Source organism: Paenibacillus sp. 4624 (assembly GCF_050435065.1).
GTDB classification, from domain to species: Bacteria; Bacillota; Bacilli; order Paenibacillales; family Paenibacillaceae; genus Paenibacillus; species Paenibacillus amylolyticus_D.
On the sequence record NZ_JBNDJR010000008.1, the window covers coordinates 306,361 to 322,061 of the forward strand.

A 15,701-nucleotide genomic window follows, 5' to 3' on the forward strand; every position below is an offset into this window, starting at 1 on the left:
CGTTCAATAATGTTAGACTTTAACCGTTGTGAGAGCAGAAGATACCAGATCTAGAATCTCACCGATTGTATTTACGTGACGATTGTTCTTAATCAAGGCTTTACCGACGGCCAGTGCCTTTCGCTGTGCATGTTCACGTTCAGCAGCATCCGTAATGGTGTCGATGTCAGCGACGTGGGCAAGTCCTACGATGCGACGTACCATTTTTGCTCCGGTGAAACCAATCGTATCTCTAAATAGCTGTTGTACATACAGGTTTTGATAACCTGGTGTTTTAGCCATCGGGTCCATGAGGTCGGAAGCCCAAAGTGCACGGAAACGAGTTTCGAATTCAGTCCAGACATCACGTACCATGTCCAGTAACTCTGTTTCACGTTCTTTCCGGGCAGAGTGCTCTGAAATTCGGCCTGACAGTGAAACATAATGAAGCAGCAGGTTCGCCAGCACGGCGCCTACGTCAAAACCCATCGGCCCATAGAAAGCAAACTCGGGATCAATGACTTTGGTCGACTCAGGTGTAACAAAAATACTGCCTGTATGCAAGTCACCATGAAGAAGTGCTTGTCCGTGGGTCAGGAATTTTTCCCTGAGCAAGGCAATCTCCAAATGCAGTGCTTCGTCTGTACGAAGCGCTTCGGCTTCATCGTCGATCGCTGCTTCATAGTTGTTATTTGGTGCAATCCGATACGGTTCATCAAAGATCAGGTCTTCTGTTATTTTACATTGGTCAGGGTTTACGAATCGTCCCTGCTGTTCTTTCTTCTGTTGTTGGTTCATGCCGAGGTCTGAAGTGAAGAAGAGGGTTCTCGCCATAAACTCCCCAATATGCTGGGCGAAAAGAGGGTAGGAAGCTCCGTCAATCAGACCCTTGCGCATAATAACATGGTCACTTAAATCCTCCATGACCGTTAATGCGAGATCATCGTCATAATGATACACTTCAGGCACCATTCCAGGGCACAGACGATATTCTTCCTGCAGAATTTCACGTTCAATGCGAGCACGTACAAGGGAAAGCGGCCAGGATTCGCCAACCACTTTCGCATAAGGAAGCGCCTGTTTGATAATGATACTTTTATCGGAGCTCTGATCCGTGATATGGAAAACGAGATTCAGGTTGCCGTCACCGATCTCATGACAATCCAGATTCGCATCTGCCGCAAATGGACCCGGTAAAGTTTTGGCTAATTCGATCGCTTCTTGTGGGGTTAAAGGATGATATTGAGTCAAAGGTGCCACCTCCATATATATGAAGAAACAGGAAAACCCACTTCTTTGCTTGGTTTATGACAGTATATCGGATAAAGCACGTTTTTTGAACTTTTTTTTGAGACAAGTCTGGGTTGTGGTGATTCGAAGATCAGGCTCACGGGTAAAAATGAATAGGCTGGACGGTTGAATAAAACCGCGCGGCATAATACTTCCGCGAACTTGGCGGGCTCTGAACTTGAACCCTCTGTCTTGCATGCAGGGGAACCTGAGATGACTTGGACAGACTAAAATTTTAAATTAAAGGATGGGATTGAATATGGCTACAAAAAACAAAACAGATCAAGCAAAATCCGTTGAACAAGTACTTAACCGTCAGGTGGCTAACCTGAACGTGCTGTATGTCAAAATCCATAACTATCACTGGTATGTAAAAGGCCCGAACTTTTTCACACTGCATGTGAAGTTTGAAGAGTTCTATAACGAAATCACAGTACAAATGGATGAAATCGCCGAGCGTTTGCTTACACTGAAAGGCAGCCCGGCAGCAACGATGAAAGAGTATCTCGAGATGGCTTCGATCCAAGAAGCTTCCGGCAAAGAAGATGCGAACGCTATGGTACAGAACCTGATTGAAGACTTCGCTACACTTTCCAATGAGTATCAGGAGGGTATTGATCTGGCCGATGCGGCTGAAGATCAGCCGACTGCTGATATGCTGACAGGCTTCAAAGCAGATCTGGAGAAACATATGTGGATGCTTCGTGCATACCTGGGATAAACCGTTTTAAGGCGGACACAGAGCCGTCTGTCTGTATCCCATTCGTGGCTGATAAGTTCATCCGTAAAGTGTTCGGTGTTGCCTGCTAAAGTTGTCAGATAAGTGCCTGAGCGTCTATACTGCTGTCAAGAGTGACAGGGGAGGGCGAGCACAATGGTAGACACAAGAGCGGTACCGGCGTTAAAAGAATGGGCTTCTGCAATCCAAGCGCTGGAAAACGGTCGCCAGATTATGGTGATGCGCAAAGGCGGGATTGTGGAGGAAACGAAACATTTTGAGTTGAAAAGTCCAGCGTTTTACCTGTATCCGACTTATGAGCATCAGCGTAAAGAACTGATCAAGTCCTCGGATCAATCCTATGTTGAAGAGTCGCTGGCCGAATGGGTGCCTGAAGCTTCAACCGTCCGTATTACATCGTATGCTGAAGTAACGCAGGATTTGGAGATTCGAGATCAGGAGATGCTGGATCGACTTCTGGAATATCATATGTGGACAGCTGATTTTGCCGAATCCCGTTTGAAGTGGAAAAAGAAAGATCCGCTCCACGTTTTGATTCTACGTGTGTACCGTTTGCAGGAACCGGTGGAGATTCCCGTTTTGCCCGAGTATAATGGCTGCCGTTCATGGATTTCCATTCCGAATGGTCTGGTGCCGCGCGAAATGACGCCGGTGCTGGACGTTGCGGATTTTGCAGACCAGGTACAGAAGATTAACGAGACACTCAGAATGTAATTGGTTTATCTGCGAAAACTTATTTTGATAAGGTGTAATTAAAGGACTTATCCAGAAATGGATAAGTTCTTTTTTATTCAGTATGGAAGCTGAATAAACTGTGAATTTTGTGATTTATATCACTGTCCTGCATGCGGGAAGTTGTTTTCTCATTTGATTCAAACAGTCATTTATTATAGAATCATAAGGAACGAAGTTTCCTGAGAAGGACAAGAATTGATAGGAAATGACTTGATAATCATTGAGAATCAGTTTAGAATTATTCTAAAGTGATTGTTGCTCTACAGCATGTGAAGAAAGTATGTGGAGAGTGGCAAGAAGAAATTGCTTTACAGATGTAGGATGAAACAGAGAAAGTCAGGGGAAGCCCTGTTCAGATACAATAGGCGCTTTTTCGTTTTCGACAGCAAACATCAATTTAATCAATGGAGGGAAACAATACACATGACTACGAATTTCGTCATTGAAGGTCTGAAAGCGACCATTGAAGGTAAAGAAATCCTGAAAGGCATCAACCTGGAAATGAAAGGTGGAGAAATCCACGCGATCATGGGACCGAACGGAACAGGTAAATCCACGTTGGCTTCTGCTCTGATGGGACACCCTAAATATGAAGTAACAGATGGTACAGTCACTCTCGATGGTGAAGATGTACTGGATATGGCTGTAGATGAGCGTGCACGTGCTGGTCTGTTCCTGGCTATGCAATACCCGAGCGAAATTGCGGGTGTTACGAACTCCGATTTCTTGCGTAGTGCCATCAACGCTCGTCGCGGTGAAGGTAACGAGATTTCCCTGATCAAGTTCATCCGTCAAATGGAAGGTAAAATGAAAGAACTCGATATGAACCCTGAGTTTGCACATCGTTACCTGAATGAAGGTTTCTCCGGTGGTGAGAAAAAACGGAATGAAATTCTGCAAATGATGCTGCTGGATCCTAAAATCGTCGTACTTGACGAGATCGACTCCGGTCTGGACATCGACGCTCTGAAAATTGTCGCAGAAGGTGTAAATGCAATGAAAAGCGAAGATCGCGGCTTCTTAATCATCACGCACTATCAACGCCTGCTTAACTACATCACTCCAGACTATGTACACGTAATGATGCAAGGTCGCATCGTGAAATCTGGCGGACCTGAACTGGCTCAACGTCTTGAAGCTGAAGGTTATGACTGGGTAAAAGCGGAACTGGGAATTACAGACGAAACTGTAGGTCAAGAAGCGTAAAGACAAAACGGAGGAGGATAATAAATGACTACACAAACAATTCTTCCGGTTGAATCTGAAGCGCTTCGCGCCTTGTCGGAAAGTAACAATGAACCCGGCTGGTTGACTGAGCAGCGGCTCGAAGCTTTGAAGCTTGCGGGCGAGCTGGCGCTTCCCAAACTGGAAAAACAAAAAATTGAACGCTGGAATATCAGCGAGTACGGAACATACAAAGCAGGTGCAGCGATTTCTTCCCTGGATGAAGTTCCTGCATCAATCAAAGAACTGGTTCAGGATCAAGCTGAAGGCAGCCTCGTAATCCAGCGCAACTCTGGAGCAGTATATTCCAAGTTGTCTGCTGATCTGGCAGCGCAAGGTGTTATCTTCACGGATCTGGCAACAGCTGTTCGTGAACATGCTGATCTGGTCAAGCCTTACCTGAACACAGCAGTCAAAGCCGATGAACATTCCATTGCCGCATTGCATGCAGCGTTGTGGAATGGCGGGGTGTTCCTGTACGTTCCGAAAAATGTGAACATTGAGGTTCCACTGCAAGCGGTGTTGCTTACAGACGATGCATCTGCAACTTTTGCGCCTCACGTACTCGTTGTGGCTGAAGCAAACAGCTCGGTTACTTACGTTGACAACTATGTGTCTGGTGAGCTTTCTGCACCGGTATTCCATAACGGAGTTGTGGAAGTATTCGTAAAAGCGGGTGCTAAAGTACGCTTCGCAACCGTTCACCAACTGAACGTTAACGTAACGGATGTATCCTTCCGCCGTGCTGTTCTGGAAAATGACGGTTCCATTGAATGGATCGTTGGTGAAATGAACAATGGTGATACGGCAAGCAACACGATGAGTGTCTTGAAAGGCAATGGGTCCACTTCGGATTCCAAAGTGATTGCGGTTGGTTCCGGTTCACAGAAGATCAACTATACAACTGAAGCACGTCACTTCGGTAAAAATACACCAAGCCAAATGATCACACGTGCGGTTATGCGTGAAGAGGCTTCGGCAATCATCAACGGTATTACGAAAATCGAGAAAGGCGCTACAAGAGCGGATGGACAGCAAACCGAGAAAGTATTGATGCTTAGTCCTAAAGCACGCGGAGACGCCAACCCGATCCTTCTGATTGATGAGGATGATGTAACAGCAGGTCACGCGGCTTCTGTAGGTCAAGTGAACGCAGAGCAAATCCATTACTTGATGTCTCGCGGGATTAACCGTACGGATGCGGAGCGCCTGATCATTTATGGCTTCCTTGCACCGGTGGTGGCGGATATTCCTTTGGAAGCACTGCGTACCCAATTGCAGTCCCTGATTGAGAAGAAGCTGGGACAATGAACCCATCCATTCGCGAGCAGTTCCCGATCCTCCACCAGGAAATCAATGGACACCCGCTCGTATATCTAGACAGTGCCGCGACTTCGCAAAAGCCTCGTGCTGTGATTGACGCGGTTAAACATTATTATGAATATGAAAACTCCAATGTGCATCGCGGTGTGCATACACTCGGAAGCCGGGCAACGGACGCTTATGAAGGCGCTCGTGAGAAGGTTGCCAAATTTATCAATGCTCGTCGCACACAAGAGATCATCTTTACACGCGGCACAACGACGGCCCTGAATTTGGTGGCTTCGTCCTATGCTCGCGCCAACTGTAAAGAAGGCGATGAAATTGTCCTTACACAGATGGAGCATCATAGTAACCTGATCCCTTGGCAGCAAGTGGCCAAGGAGACAGGCGCCACATTGAAATACATTCCGCTACAACCAGACGGCCATATTGAGTTGTCTGATGTGGAGCAAACAATCACGAACAAAACTAAAGTTGTCGCGATTGCTTATGTATCCAATGTAATGGGACTCGTACATCCCGTTAAACAGATCGCTGAAATAGCCCATCGCAATGGTGCAGTTATCGTTGTGGATGGTGCACAGAGCACGCCTCATATGAAGGTAGACGTGCAGGATCTGGACTGTGATTTCTACGCACTGTCCGGTCACAAAATGTGCGGGCCAACCGGTATCGGTGCACTCTACGGCAAAAAGGCGCTGCTGGAGTCCATGGAACCGATTGAATTTGGCGGTGAGATGATTAATGACGTAGGACTGTACGACTCCAACTGGAAAGAACTGCCGTGGAAATTTGAAGGTGGTACCCCGATTATTGCGGGAGCAGTAGGTTTGGGTGCTGCCATTGATTTTCTTGAACAGATTGGTATGGATGAGATTGCTCACCATGAAGGTGTACTCGCTGCTTATGCCACAGAACGTCTCGCTGAGATTGATGGCCTAACGATCTATGGTCCGGCTAAACGTCACGTTGGTGTAGTGACCTTTAACTTGGGAGATGTTCATCCCCATGATGTAGCAACTGTGCTGGATGCGAGCGGTATAGCGATTCGTGCAGGACACCACTGCTGTCAGCCGCTGATGCGCTGGCTTGAAGTAAGCTCAACGGCTCGTGCGAGCTTTTATCTATACAATAACGAACAAGATGTAGATCGGCTTGTCAGCGCCTTAATCCAGACAAAGGAGTATTTCGGCGATGCAACTTGATGATCTGTACCGACGTGTTATAATGGACCATTACAAAAACCCGCGTAACCGCGGAACGTTTGACAATGACGTCGTCACGGTGAATTTAAACAATCCAACGTGCGGCGACCGGATTTCACTACAGCTGATGCTGAATGACGGAATCGTTCAGGAGGCCAAGTATACGGGAGAAGGTTGTTCGATCAGCATGTCTTCGGCATCGATGATGACCGAGGCTGTCAAAGGCAAGACGATTGAGCAGGCGCTCGATTTGGCTAACCGTTTCTCCTCATTGATGCAAGGGGAAGAAGTCGATTTCGACGATTATGAAGATCTCGAAGCCCTATCCGGTGTGAACAAGTTCCCTGCACGCATCAAATGTGCCACTCTGGCCTGGAATGCATTACGCAAAGGAATTGACGAAGAGGACAATGTACAATAACGATAGGGAGGTCGAGCAAGATGGCTAAAAAAGCACCAGAAATGGAAGAGTATAAATATGGTTTTCGCGATGAGCATAAATCCATCTTTCAAACCGGCAAAGGTCTGACAGCGGAAGTTGTAACGGAAATTTCTAAAATCAAGAACGAACCGGAGTGGATGCTGGAATTCCGTTTGAAATCCTTGAAACAGTTCGAGAAGATGGCTATGCCTAAATGGGGCGGCGATCTGGATGGACTTGACTTTAACGATATTCAATACTATGTTCGTCCTTCGGAAAAGCAAGGGAAAACATGGGAAGAAGTTCCTTCCGAAATCAAAGAAACGTTTGATAAACTGGGAATTCCAGAAGCGGAGCAAAAATTCCTCGCAGGGGTATCGGCTCAGTATGAGTCCGAGGTTGTATACCACAATATGCAAAAGGAACTGGAAGACCAAGGCGTAATCTTCATGGATACCGATACGGCACTGAGAGAGCACCCGGAAATCCTGCGTGAATATTTCGCTACCGTTATTCCGCCAGCAGATAACAAATTTGCTGCCTTGAACAGTGCGGTATGGTCTGGAGGAAGCTTCATCTACGTACCAAAAGGCGTAAAATGTGAAGTGCCTCTGCAAGCATATTTCCGGATTAACTCCGAAAATATGGGTCAATTCGAGCGTACATTGATTATTGCAGACGAAGACAGCTTCGTTCACTATGTAGAGGGCTGTACTGCTCCAATTTACAGCACAAATTCCCTGCACAGTGCGGTAGTTGAGATCATCTGTAAGAAAAATGCCCGCGTTCGTTACACAACGATCCAAAACTGGGCACCAAACATCTACAACCTCGTTACCAAACGTGCGGTTGCTGAAGAGAATGCAACGATGGAATGGGTCGATGGTAACATCGGTTCCAAACTGACGATGAAATATCCTGCGGTTGTACTGAAAGGCCGTGGAGCTAAAGGTTCCGTTCTGTCCATCGCTGTTGCAGGTAAAAACCAGCACCAGGATGCAGGCGCGAAAATGATTCACTTGGCTCCCGATACAACGTCAACAATTGTATCTAAGTCGATCAGTAAACACGGTGGTAAAGTAACGTACCGTGGTTTGGCTTCCTTTGGACGCCAAGCTGAAGGCGCGAAATCCAACATCAAATGTGATACTCTCATTCTCGATAATGAGTCCACATCGGATACAATTCCTTACAACGAAATCATGAATGATAACATCATGCTGGAGCATGAAGCAACGGTATCCAAAGTGTCTGAGGATCAACTCTTCTACCTGATGAGTCGTGGTCTGACCGAAGCTGAAGCAACGCAGATGATCATCATGGGCTTCATTGAGCCGTTCACGAAAGAATTGCCAATGGAGTATGCGGTTGAGATGAATCGTCTCATCAAGTTCGAGATGGAAGGTAGCATAGGCTAATTTTGAGAAATGTAGCATTAAATAAAAGGAGACGAACTTTTGAGTTCGTCTCCTTTTATTTAATGGTTTTGACCAGTTGAGTGCGTGAAACGGACAGAAAAAAAAGCATCCGGGTTATATGGGGGAAAGATTTAGGATTTTGCGTCTATGACCATTCTGAATATATTGAACTTCTTATTGTAATGGTCTAATTTAAAGATATAAAGAGTGTATCAGCTTGAACAATTAATTGATATGTACTATTTCTTATGTAGTACGCTTATTTATAAAAAATAGTAGTTATTCAAATGTTTATATAGTAATATCAGAGATACCACTATATAAAACTATCTGGGGGAAAAAAATGCATTTAGAGATAAAAAGAGATGTGTCTAATCAATTAAAAGGTATAGCTATACTTTTCGTAGTGTTAGGCCATCTATGCTTACTTGGTATCATCACGATGCCATCAACAATATTTGAGTATGCTGGAGTATGGGGAGTTACAATTTTTCTTATGATGTCTGGATATGGGCTTATGAGTTCTTATTTAAATAAGGGTATTAAGTTAAGCTTCTTATATAAACGTTTAAATAAAGTATGGGTTCCTTATGTAGTAATAACCTTGGTGTGGGTGATATTGGACAAGTTTATTTTTCATATTAATCATAACAACTATCAACTAATCAAATATTTATTTTCTTTGGATTTTAAATATTCCGTAGATCCGACAATGTGGTATATAACATATATAGGTATGTGGTACATTATATTCTTTATTATATTTATTATTCCTATAAATAATTTGTTGAAAGTAATTCTTATCATATCATTTTCAATAGCATTAAAAATTTCGGATTTCAATATTATTTATGATTGGAATTTCTATACATTTGCATTCCCCTTTGGAGTTATTGTTGCGTTCGTTTTTTCAAAAGTTAAGAGGCTAAATTTACAATCATTTGTTGTGAAATTTTCGTTATTAGTAGCAACCATAATATGTTTGCGTGTTTCTTTGTATTACCTCTTCAAAGTATACAATTTGACTTTTATTAATGAATTATCCATCAGTAGTATTTTATTAACGTTAGGTATACTATGTTTTTTAACACTGATAAAACATCAATCTAAAGTTCTGATTTTTTTGGGTTCAATATCTTATGAAATATATTTAATTGAAGGAAAAATTTTGTTTATCTATAATTTACCAGATTTATCTAATGTGCTATGGATAAAAATCTTAGATTTTTTGATATTGCTAATATTATCAGCGTTTATTCTACACAAAGTGGTCGGTTTAATGAATCAATCTTTACAAAGAAGAGTTTATAAAAGTTAATTTCCTACTTTGATGTTATCTTCAAATACAATACAACATCTTTCTAGATGGAAATCATCATCGGTTAAGCTAGCAAATTCGGAAGAAGACGAACTGTCATGGTTCGTCTTTTTCTTTTGCCATAAAGAGATTAATCTTTGATTGAAAATTTAAAAATAAGACTAATAGCACAGGCCAATTCATAGAGTTAAGCATTTAATGATAGAAAAAGGATGTGATGCTATGAATGCAAACCCTTTCGAAGGGTATCGGATTACAAGTTCATTCGGTTATCGAATTCATCCTATACATGGAGGCCAGACGTTTCATCGAGGGGTAGATCTGGTCACTGAACCTTGGAATGGGCCTGTATCTGCTTTTCTTGAAGGGACGGTACGTTTTGCAGCTGAAGGACGCACAGGCTCCGGTTTTGGAGGATACGGGCTTACTGTGGCGCTTGAGGATCATCGTGGATACTTACATTGTTACGGTCATCTCTCACGCATTGCCGTTAATGTTGGTCAGCGAGTGAGGAAAGGGCAGCTAATCGGTTATCAAGGGAGTACAGGACAGAGCACGGGTCCCCATGTCCATTATGAGATTCGAAAAACAAGCTCGCCTTCGTACGGATATACGGCAAGTGAAGATGGCGTTGTTGAGCCAACAGCGTATTTGTTAAACGAATACGGAACGATCTCTCAGGAAGAGGAGGGCCCGCCAATGACAAGTCAGGAAAAGCAATTGTTCACGCTTATGCAGAAGCAATTGGAGCTTCAAGGTGGCTGGATTCAAGAACAGAAGCGATTATCCAACATGAGCTGCCCTGACTGGGCGCAGGAGGCATTAGCTTATTATCATCCCTATATTATAGATGACACAGGAAGTTATGACTTTTGGAGAATACTTGTAATCATGTATCGGAAGGAAATGGGAATACAGGTACCAAAAAAGGATTGAAGCCTTAAGAGCAAAGGGCAGTATAAGAGAAAACCACTTATCTCCTATGGGCTATGAACCAAATTGCGAAGAATGCCGTTTCGCCCAGTTCCTCCAACGGGGGAGCGTCATATGTTAGGGTATACCTGATAAAGAGGAGGCAATCACATGAGCGAAGTAGGTTATGGCTGTAAAGGCAACGTTGGTGGTGTAGGCGGTGTAGGTGGATACAATCCATGTACGTCGGTCGGCGCGATCTTGGTACTGTTCATCCTGTTGGTTATCATCACAAAAGCATTCTGTGTGTAACTCCTTCGACTGAATAGAAGCAAAAGGGATCAAAGGGAAGCTCAAACGGGCTTCCTTTTGATCCCTCTTTTCTCTGCAAGCGTGATTTATTGGACGTAAATTTCAACAATGGCAATATCTCTTTCTTTCGCTAAATCGATAAAGGCCGTAGAGGTCTGAACAAGTGGGCGGAAGTAATCAGCTGGATTGTTCATGACAATGACACCAGTTTGTCCTGTGGTGAGCAGTACTTTTTTACCAATAAAATTCGGAAGCATATGTTTGATCAGCTCTTGGGTTGCTTCGCCATTCAACTGACCAAAACTGAGGCTGTACAACTCGCACAGAACAGAAATTAACTCTTGTTTGGTTTGATACACCCGATTCGTTGTCATTGCGCTGTAGACGTCGGCTACAGCAGTGATACGAGCATAGGGATGAATCTCATCTCCTCGCAAACCATACGGATAACCACTGCCATCCTCACGCTCATGATGTTGAAGAGCGACCATGGCGATGACTTCGTCCTCTGTTGAAGCTTTGATAATATCGTAACCGTAAAAGGTATGTTTTTTCATTTCTGCGAATTCTTCTGTTGTTAGTTTGCCTGGTTTATGTAATATTTCAGAAGGAATTTTGGACTTGCCAATATCATGAAGATATCCTGCTTTGGCTACTGTAAGACATTCCTCTGGGCTATAACCCATCCAGCCAGCAATATAAAAAGCAAGCATGCCAACCTGCAAGGAATGGTTGTAGGTGTAGTCAATGTCTCCATCTAGCATAAGCAGCAGGGAGACAACATCTTTTTGTTTTTCGAGCTGTCCTGTTAAGGTGCTTACAATCTCGTCAACCTGTGATTCATCAATAAAGCCTTTTTCTAGGGCTTCTTGGAACAGAGATTCTGTGCCTTTGATCGTGTCGTTAAACAGATTGGTTAACAGACGGGTCTGATCGGAAGGCAAGTTTTGTTCATTAGAGTGAAGGTTGGATGATTGTTCTACATCTGCGAAATCAATTCCATGCTGCAACAGCTTAGATATATCATCTTCGCTGAGAACGGAACCTTTCATCAGCATGTGGAGACCTGAAGTATTGTAGATATCATTTTTTAGCAGGTCGCCGGGTTTAAGATCTGTAACATGCACTCTCACGTATAAACCACCTTTTCCTCGACTAATATCGACACATATCATTATAATAACAAGAAAAAAATGGGTTGACAACGACTTATTTACTGTTCAAACACCTCTGTAAACAGCGAATAGACTCATTTTTTTCTAGTCCATGGGGTTCCAGGGTCCTAGTTGATGGCCTTTCCACTCGGAACCGTCCTCCCAGATTTCTTTTTTCCAAATCGGTACCGTTTGTTTCAGTCTTTCAATGGAGTAACGACTTGCATCGTAACAGTCGCTGCGATGAGGCGAGGATACCGCGATAACGACACTGATTTCGGCAACGTCAACTTTGCCAATTCGATGACTGATCGCACAGCGCACACCTGGCCAGCGTTCTGCTATCTCCGTGCCGATCGCCGCCATATGGGACAGCGCCATAGGTACGTATGCTTCGTATTCCAGATAAACAGTGCGTTGTTCACCAGTCATTTCCCGTGTCGTTCCTACAAAAGTTAATGCAGCACCATGATTGGCGGTAATGACCAAGTCAGTCGTTGCCTCAACGGACAAGGGAGCAGTAGTAATTAGAAACATACCATCTTCTGTGCGATGCTCTTGTGTATGAGGGTGATCCATACTCTGGTTCGCCGTACCGTCGCCTCCGGATACAGGAGGGATCAAAGCCAGTTCATCATTCGCCTTAAGTATTGTATCGGCAGGAGCATATCTCTGGTTTACTGCTAAAAATGATGAACGAATCTGTGAGGCAGCTTCAGGGTAAGTTTGACTTAACTGTTCTTTAAGCATAGTAGCTGTAAGCATATCACCGTCATATTCAAATTCAAGTTGGGATGTATTTAAACGTTCTGCAATACCTGCAAATAGTTGAATTGTAAATTTCATGGAATAACTCGCTCCTTTTTGATCTCTAAACCCTATAAATATATCATAACGACGTAGAAAATGTTATGCTTATCCATTAGAAGAATGTACGTTTAATGAACGCAGGGGAGGCAGTGTAATGCGCAGCAGCGAGAAGCAAACATTAACCATTCTGCACACTAATGATATACACAGTCATTTCGGCTCCATGAGTGCGATCGCTGCTATGATCAATGAGGAACGTGCCCAAGGTGGACATCTGCTTGTCCTTGATATTGGCGACCATATGGATCGAATGGCTGTTGAAACGGAAGGCACACTCGGAATGGCCAACGTAGATGTGCTTAATCTGACAGGTTATGATGCTATTACGATAGGAAATAATGAGGGGCTAACCTTTACGCCAGAGCAACTCGCTCAGTCTTATACGGGGCTCCTTTGTCCGATTGTGTGCGGCAATGTGATAGAACAGGGTACAGGACATCCTCCAGCCTGGATGAAACCTTCGGTTATTGTCGAAAAGGGACCATTTCGCATTGGTCTGCTAGGAGCAACAGCCCCGTTTAACACCTTCTATGAACTGCTGGGCTGGCAAGTGACGGACCCTGTACAAACCTTAAGAGATCAGGTTAAGGTACTGCGTGAACAAGTGGACGTGATCGTTGTTTTATCTCATCTGGGTCTTTCAACGGACAAAAGACTGGCGGAACAGGTTGAGGGCATTGATGTTGTCCTAGGCGGACACACTCATCATGTACTGGAGGAACCGTTGCTGATTGGCAATACCGTTCTGGGGGCGGCGGGTAAATTCGGACAATGGATCGGGAGAGTTGTGCTGGAAAGAGCAGGCCAAGCAGAGCCTGTGCAACTGGTGAGCAGCGGTTGTGTGCCAGTGCAGAGCGGCATGCTGGAAGAACAGGTGTCTCTGGCAATTGCTACGAACCGTACGGAAGCTGAACGATTGCTGGATCAGACGGCCGTGATCACGGATCAAACCTTGCCCGTGTATTATGAGCGGGAATCGCCTTTTGCTATTTTACTTGCACAAGCTGTGCGGCACTTTACAAAAGCAGAAATATCGCTTGTAAATGCGGGCCAGTTACTCGGAAACCTACCACAAGGGAACATTACGAAAGGAATGTTACATTCCCTATGTCCATCTCCAATAAATGCTTGTACAATATGTTTGAAAGGTGATCAAATTCGTGAAGCGCTTGAACAGTCACTGTTGGAGGAATTCTTCTCTAAACCTATCGTGGGATATGGCTTTCGGGGACGTATTCTCGGCATTTTATGCGTGGATGGAATGGAAATTCGTTACGATCCTAATGCGCCAGCCTATGATAAGATCCAATTCATTCATGTGAACGGTATACCTATGGATGGGAAGCGTGAATATGTGGTTGGAACGCTTGATATGTTTACGTTTAATGTGGGGTATCCTTCTTTGGCTCAAGGAAGTAATGTACAATATTATCTTCCGGAATTTATAAGGGATTTGCTGGAAGAGGAATTAAAACGACCAGGGGCGCTGGAGGAGAGTTTGCGTCATCGCTGGTACCAAAGTTAGAAGCTGGAACAAGACTGCCTTCTGCTGATGCGGCGGCTAGTGTTCATTACATCTAAGGAGCGGGAGAGGATAGGCTGTGCGTTTAGTACATATAAACTTATTGCAGCCTGGCATGAAGCTGGGGAAACGAATTTTTAGTGAGGAAGGTCTGGTTTTACTCAGTGAGGACGTAGAACTGACGAGCCGGTTAATCGGACGGTTGAAAGATCTCGGGATTGGATATGTGTACATTCAGGATGCTGCGACAGAAGATATTATCGTGCCTGATATGTTACAGGAAGAGACCAAGCGAAGAGCACTTGTGGAGATCAAACAGCAATTTCAACATATGTCCGGCTTCAAAAGTAAAAATCAGATCACACATTTTGGTAAAGCGCTTAGTGGTGTAATGAACAGCATTCTGGAGGATATCGGTGGTCAAAAGGAAGCGATGATCATGTTAATGGACATGAACTCCAGCGATTTTGACCTATATACTCACTCATTGAATGTTTGTGTGTATACTCTGGTGCTTGGTGTGGCATCAGGTTATACACGTCAGCAACTTATGGAGATTGGTCTAGGTGCTCTGCTTCATGATATTGGAAAAACGCAGATTTCCTCCGATATTTTACATAAACCTTCACGTCTGAGTGATGAGGAATACAAGATTATTCAACAGCATACGACGTATGGACATCGCATTCTCAAGGATGAACCCGGCATCCCTCTTCTTGCAGCACACTGTGCACTGCAGCATCATGAGCGAATTGATGGCAGTGGCTACCCTCTAGGTTTGAAAGGCAATGAAATCCATGAATATGCGAAATGGATTGCTCTTGCCGATTCGTATGATGCCATGACGACCAATCGGGTCTATCGTCAAGCTTTATTGCCGCATCAAGCCGTAGAAGTACTATATACAGGTTCTGGAACGCTTTATGAACAGTGGATGCTTGAAAAATTTAGGGATTGTGTAGCGATCTATCCCGTAGGAATTTCCGTTAAACTGAGTACTGGAGAAGTTGGCGTAGTCGCTGCAATTCAACCTCGCGTGCCACAGCGGCCATTGATTCGTGTGATCAAGGATGCAGAAGGGCAGGTCCTTAGTGCACCCTACGAAATAAATCTTGCTACGCAGCTTTCAGTCATGATTACAGGGGTAGAGGGTGCGGAAGATACTGCTATACTTCCGAAGCAGGAACAGTTGCATAGTTGAGCTAAGGAAGTATAGAGCAAGCAGAGCAGGCGCTCAGGTGGTCATATCGGGAACGTGAAGCGAGTTCCCTATGATTCA

General features: G+C 44.3%; 15 protein-coding genes. 12 read left to right on the plus strand and 3 right to left on the minus strand.

Annotated features, from left to right (window positions below):
- Positions 1-12: 12 nt before the first annotated feature.
- On the minus strand, positions 13-1,230 hold the full coding sequence (gene mtnK, locus ABIE27_RS19760) for an S-methyl-5-thioribose kinase (protein WP_123064993.1): 1,218 nt from the start codon (positions 1,228-1,230) through the stop codon (positions 13-15).
- A 298-nt stretch (positions 1,231-1,528) separates the two neighbouring features.
- Here mtnK and ABIE27_RS19765 point away from each other — a divergent pair, with 298 nt between their 5' ends.
- From ABIE27_RS19765 to ABIE27_RS19810, 10 genes are all read left to right on the plus strand, one after another.
- Entirely contained in the window at positions 1,529-1,990 is a 462-nt protein-coding gene (locus tag ABIE27_RS19765; protein WP_090920097.1) for a Dps family protein, read from the plus strand.
- Positions 1,991-2,143: 153 nt separating this feature from the next.
- Positions 2,144-2,722: a DUF1802 family protein gene (locus tag ABIE27_RS19770; protein WP_123064992.1), complete on the plus strand. Its 579-nt coding sequence runs from the start codon at positions 2,144-2,146 to the stop codon at positions 2,720-2,722.
- Between the two features lie 444 nt (positions 2,723-3,166).
- The gene (sufC, locus tag ABIE27_RS19775) at positions 3,167-3,949 is read left to right on the plus strand and encodes a Fe-S cluster assembly ATPase SufC (protein WP_090920103.1); all 783 of its coding nucleotides are present in this window, start codon (positions 3,167-3,169) and stop codon (positions 3,947-3,949) included.
- Between the two features lie 24 nt (positions 3,950-3,973).
- Positions 3,974-5,278, plus strand: a complete 1,305-nt coding sequence (gene sufD / locus ABIE27_RS19780; RefSeq protein WP_123064991.1) for a Fe-S cluster assembly protein SufD — start codon at positions 3,974-3,976, stop codon at positions 5,276-5,278.
- Entirely contained in the window at positions 5,275-6,495 is a 1,221-nt protein-coding gene (locus ABIE27_RS19785) for a cysteine desulfurase (RefSeq protein ID WP_123064990.1), read from the plus strand. The genes sufD and ABIE27_RS19785 overlap by 4 nt, the downstream gene beginning before the upstream one ends.
- A complete protein-coding gene (gene sufU, locus ABIE27_RS19790) occupies positions 6,485-6,916 on the plus strand; it encodes a Fe-S cluster assembly sulfur transfer protein SufU (protein ID WP_090920111.1) in 432 nt (143 codons plus the stop codon). Before ABIE27_RS19785 ends, sufU begins: the two co-directional genes overlap by 11 nt.
- A gap of 20 nt (positions 6,917-6,936) precedes the next feature.
- The gene (gene sufB, locus ABIE27_RS19795; protein ID WP_090920114.1) at positions 6,937-8,334 is read left to right on the plus strand and encodes a Fe-S cluster assembly protein SufB; all 1,398 of its coding nucleotides are present in this window, start codon (positions 6,937-6,939) and stop codon (positions 8,332-8,334) included.
- A gap of 343 nt (positions 8,335-8,677) precedes the next feature.
- Entirely contained in the window at positions 8,678-9,652 is a 975-nt protein-coding gene (locus tag ABIE27_RS19800; RefSeq protein ID WP_429351270.1) for an acyltransferase family protein, read from the plus strand.
- A gap of 222 nt (positions 9,653-9,874) precedes the next feature.
- Entirely contained in the window at positions 9,875-10,588 is a 714-nt protein-coding gene (locus tag ABIE27_RS19805; RefSeq protein ID WP_429351271.1) for a M23 family metallopeptidase, read from the plus strand.
- 147 nt (positions 10,589-10,735) lie between these two features.
- Entirely contained in the window at positions 10,736-10,876 is a 141-nt protein-coding gene (locus tag ABIE27_RS19810; protein WP_167375722.1) for a hypothetical protein, read from the plus strand.
- An 86-nt stretch (positions 10,877-10,962) separates the two neighbouring features.
- On the opposite strand, the gene ABIE27_RS19815 is transcribed toward ABIE27_RS19810, so the two are convergent.
- Entirely contained in the window at positions 10,963-12,009 is a 1,047-nt protein-coding gene (locus ABIE27_RS19815; RefSeq protein ID WP_429351272.1) for an HD-GYP domain-containing protein, read from the minus strand.
- A gap of 126 nt (positions 12,010-12,135) precedes the next feature.
- Positions 12,136-12,876, minus strand: a complete 741-nt coding sequence (locus ABIE27_RS19820) for a molybdenum cofactor biosynthesis protein (RefSeq protein ID WP_429351273.1) — start codon at positions 12,874-12,876, stop codon at positions 12,136-12,138.
- 118 nt (positions 12,877-12,994) lie between these two features.
- On the opposite strand from ABIE27_RS19820, the gene ABIE27_RS19825 reads away from it, so the two are divergent.
- Both ABIE27_RS19825 and ABIE27_RS19830 read left to right on the plus strand, forming a co-directional pair.
- The gene (locus ABIE27_RS19825) at positions 12,995-14,425 is read left to right on the plus strand and encodes a bifunctional metallophosphatase/5'-nucleotidase (RefSeq protein WP_429351274.1); all 1,431 of its coding nucleotides are present in this window, start codon (positions 12,995-12,997) and stop codon (positions 14,423-14,425) included.
- A 76-nt stretch (positions 14,426-14,501) separates the two neighbouring features.
- Positions 14,502-15,623, plus strand: coding sequence for an HD-GYP domain-containing protein (locus ABIE27_RS19830; RefSeq protein ID WP_123064985.1), 1,122 nt, complete (start codon positions 14,502-14,504; stop codon positions 15,621-15,623).
- Positions 15,624-15,701: the final 78 nt, after the last annotated feature.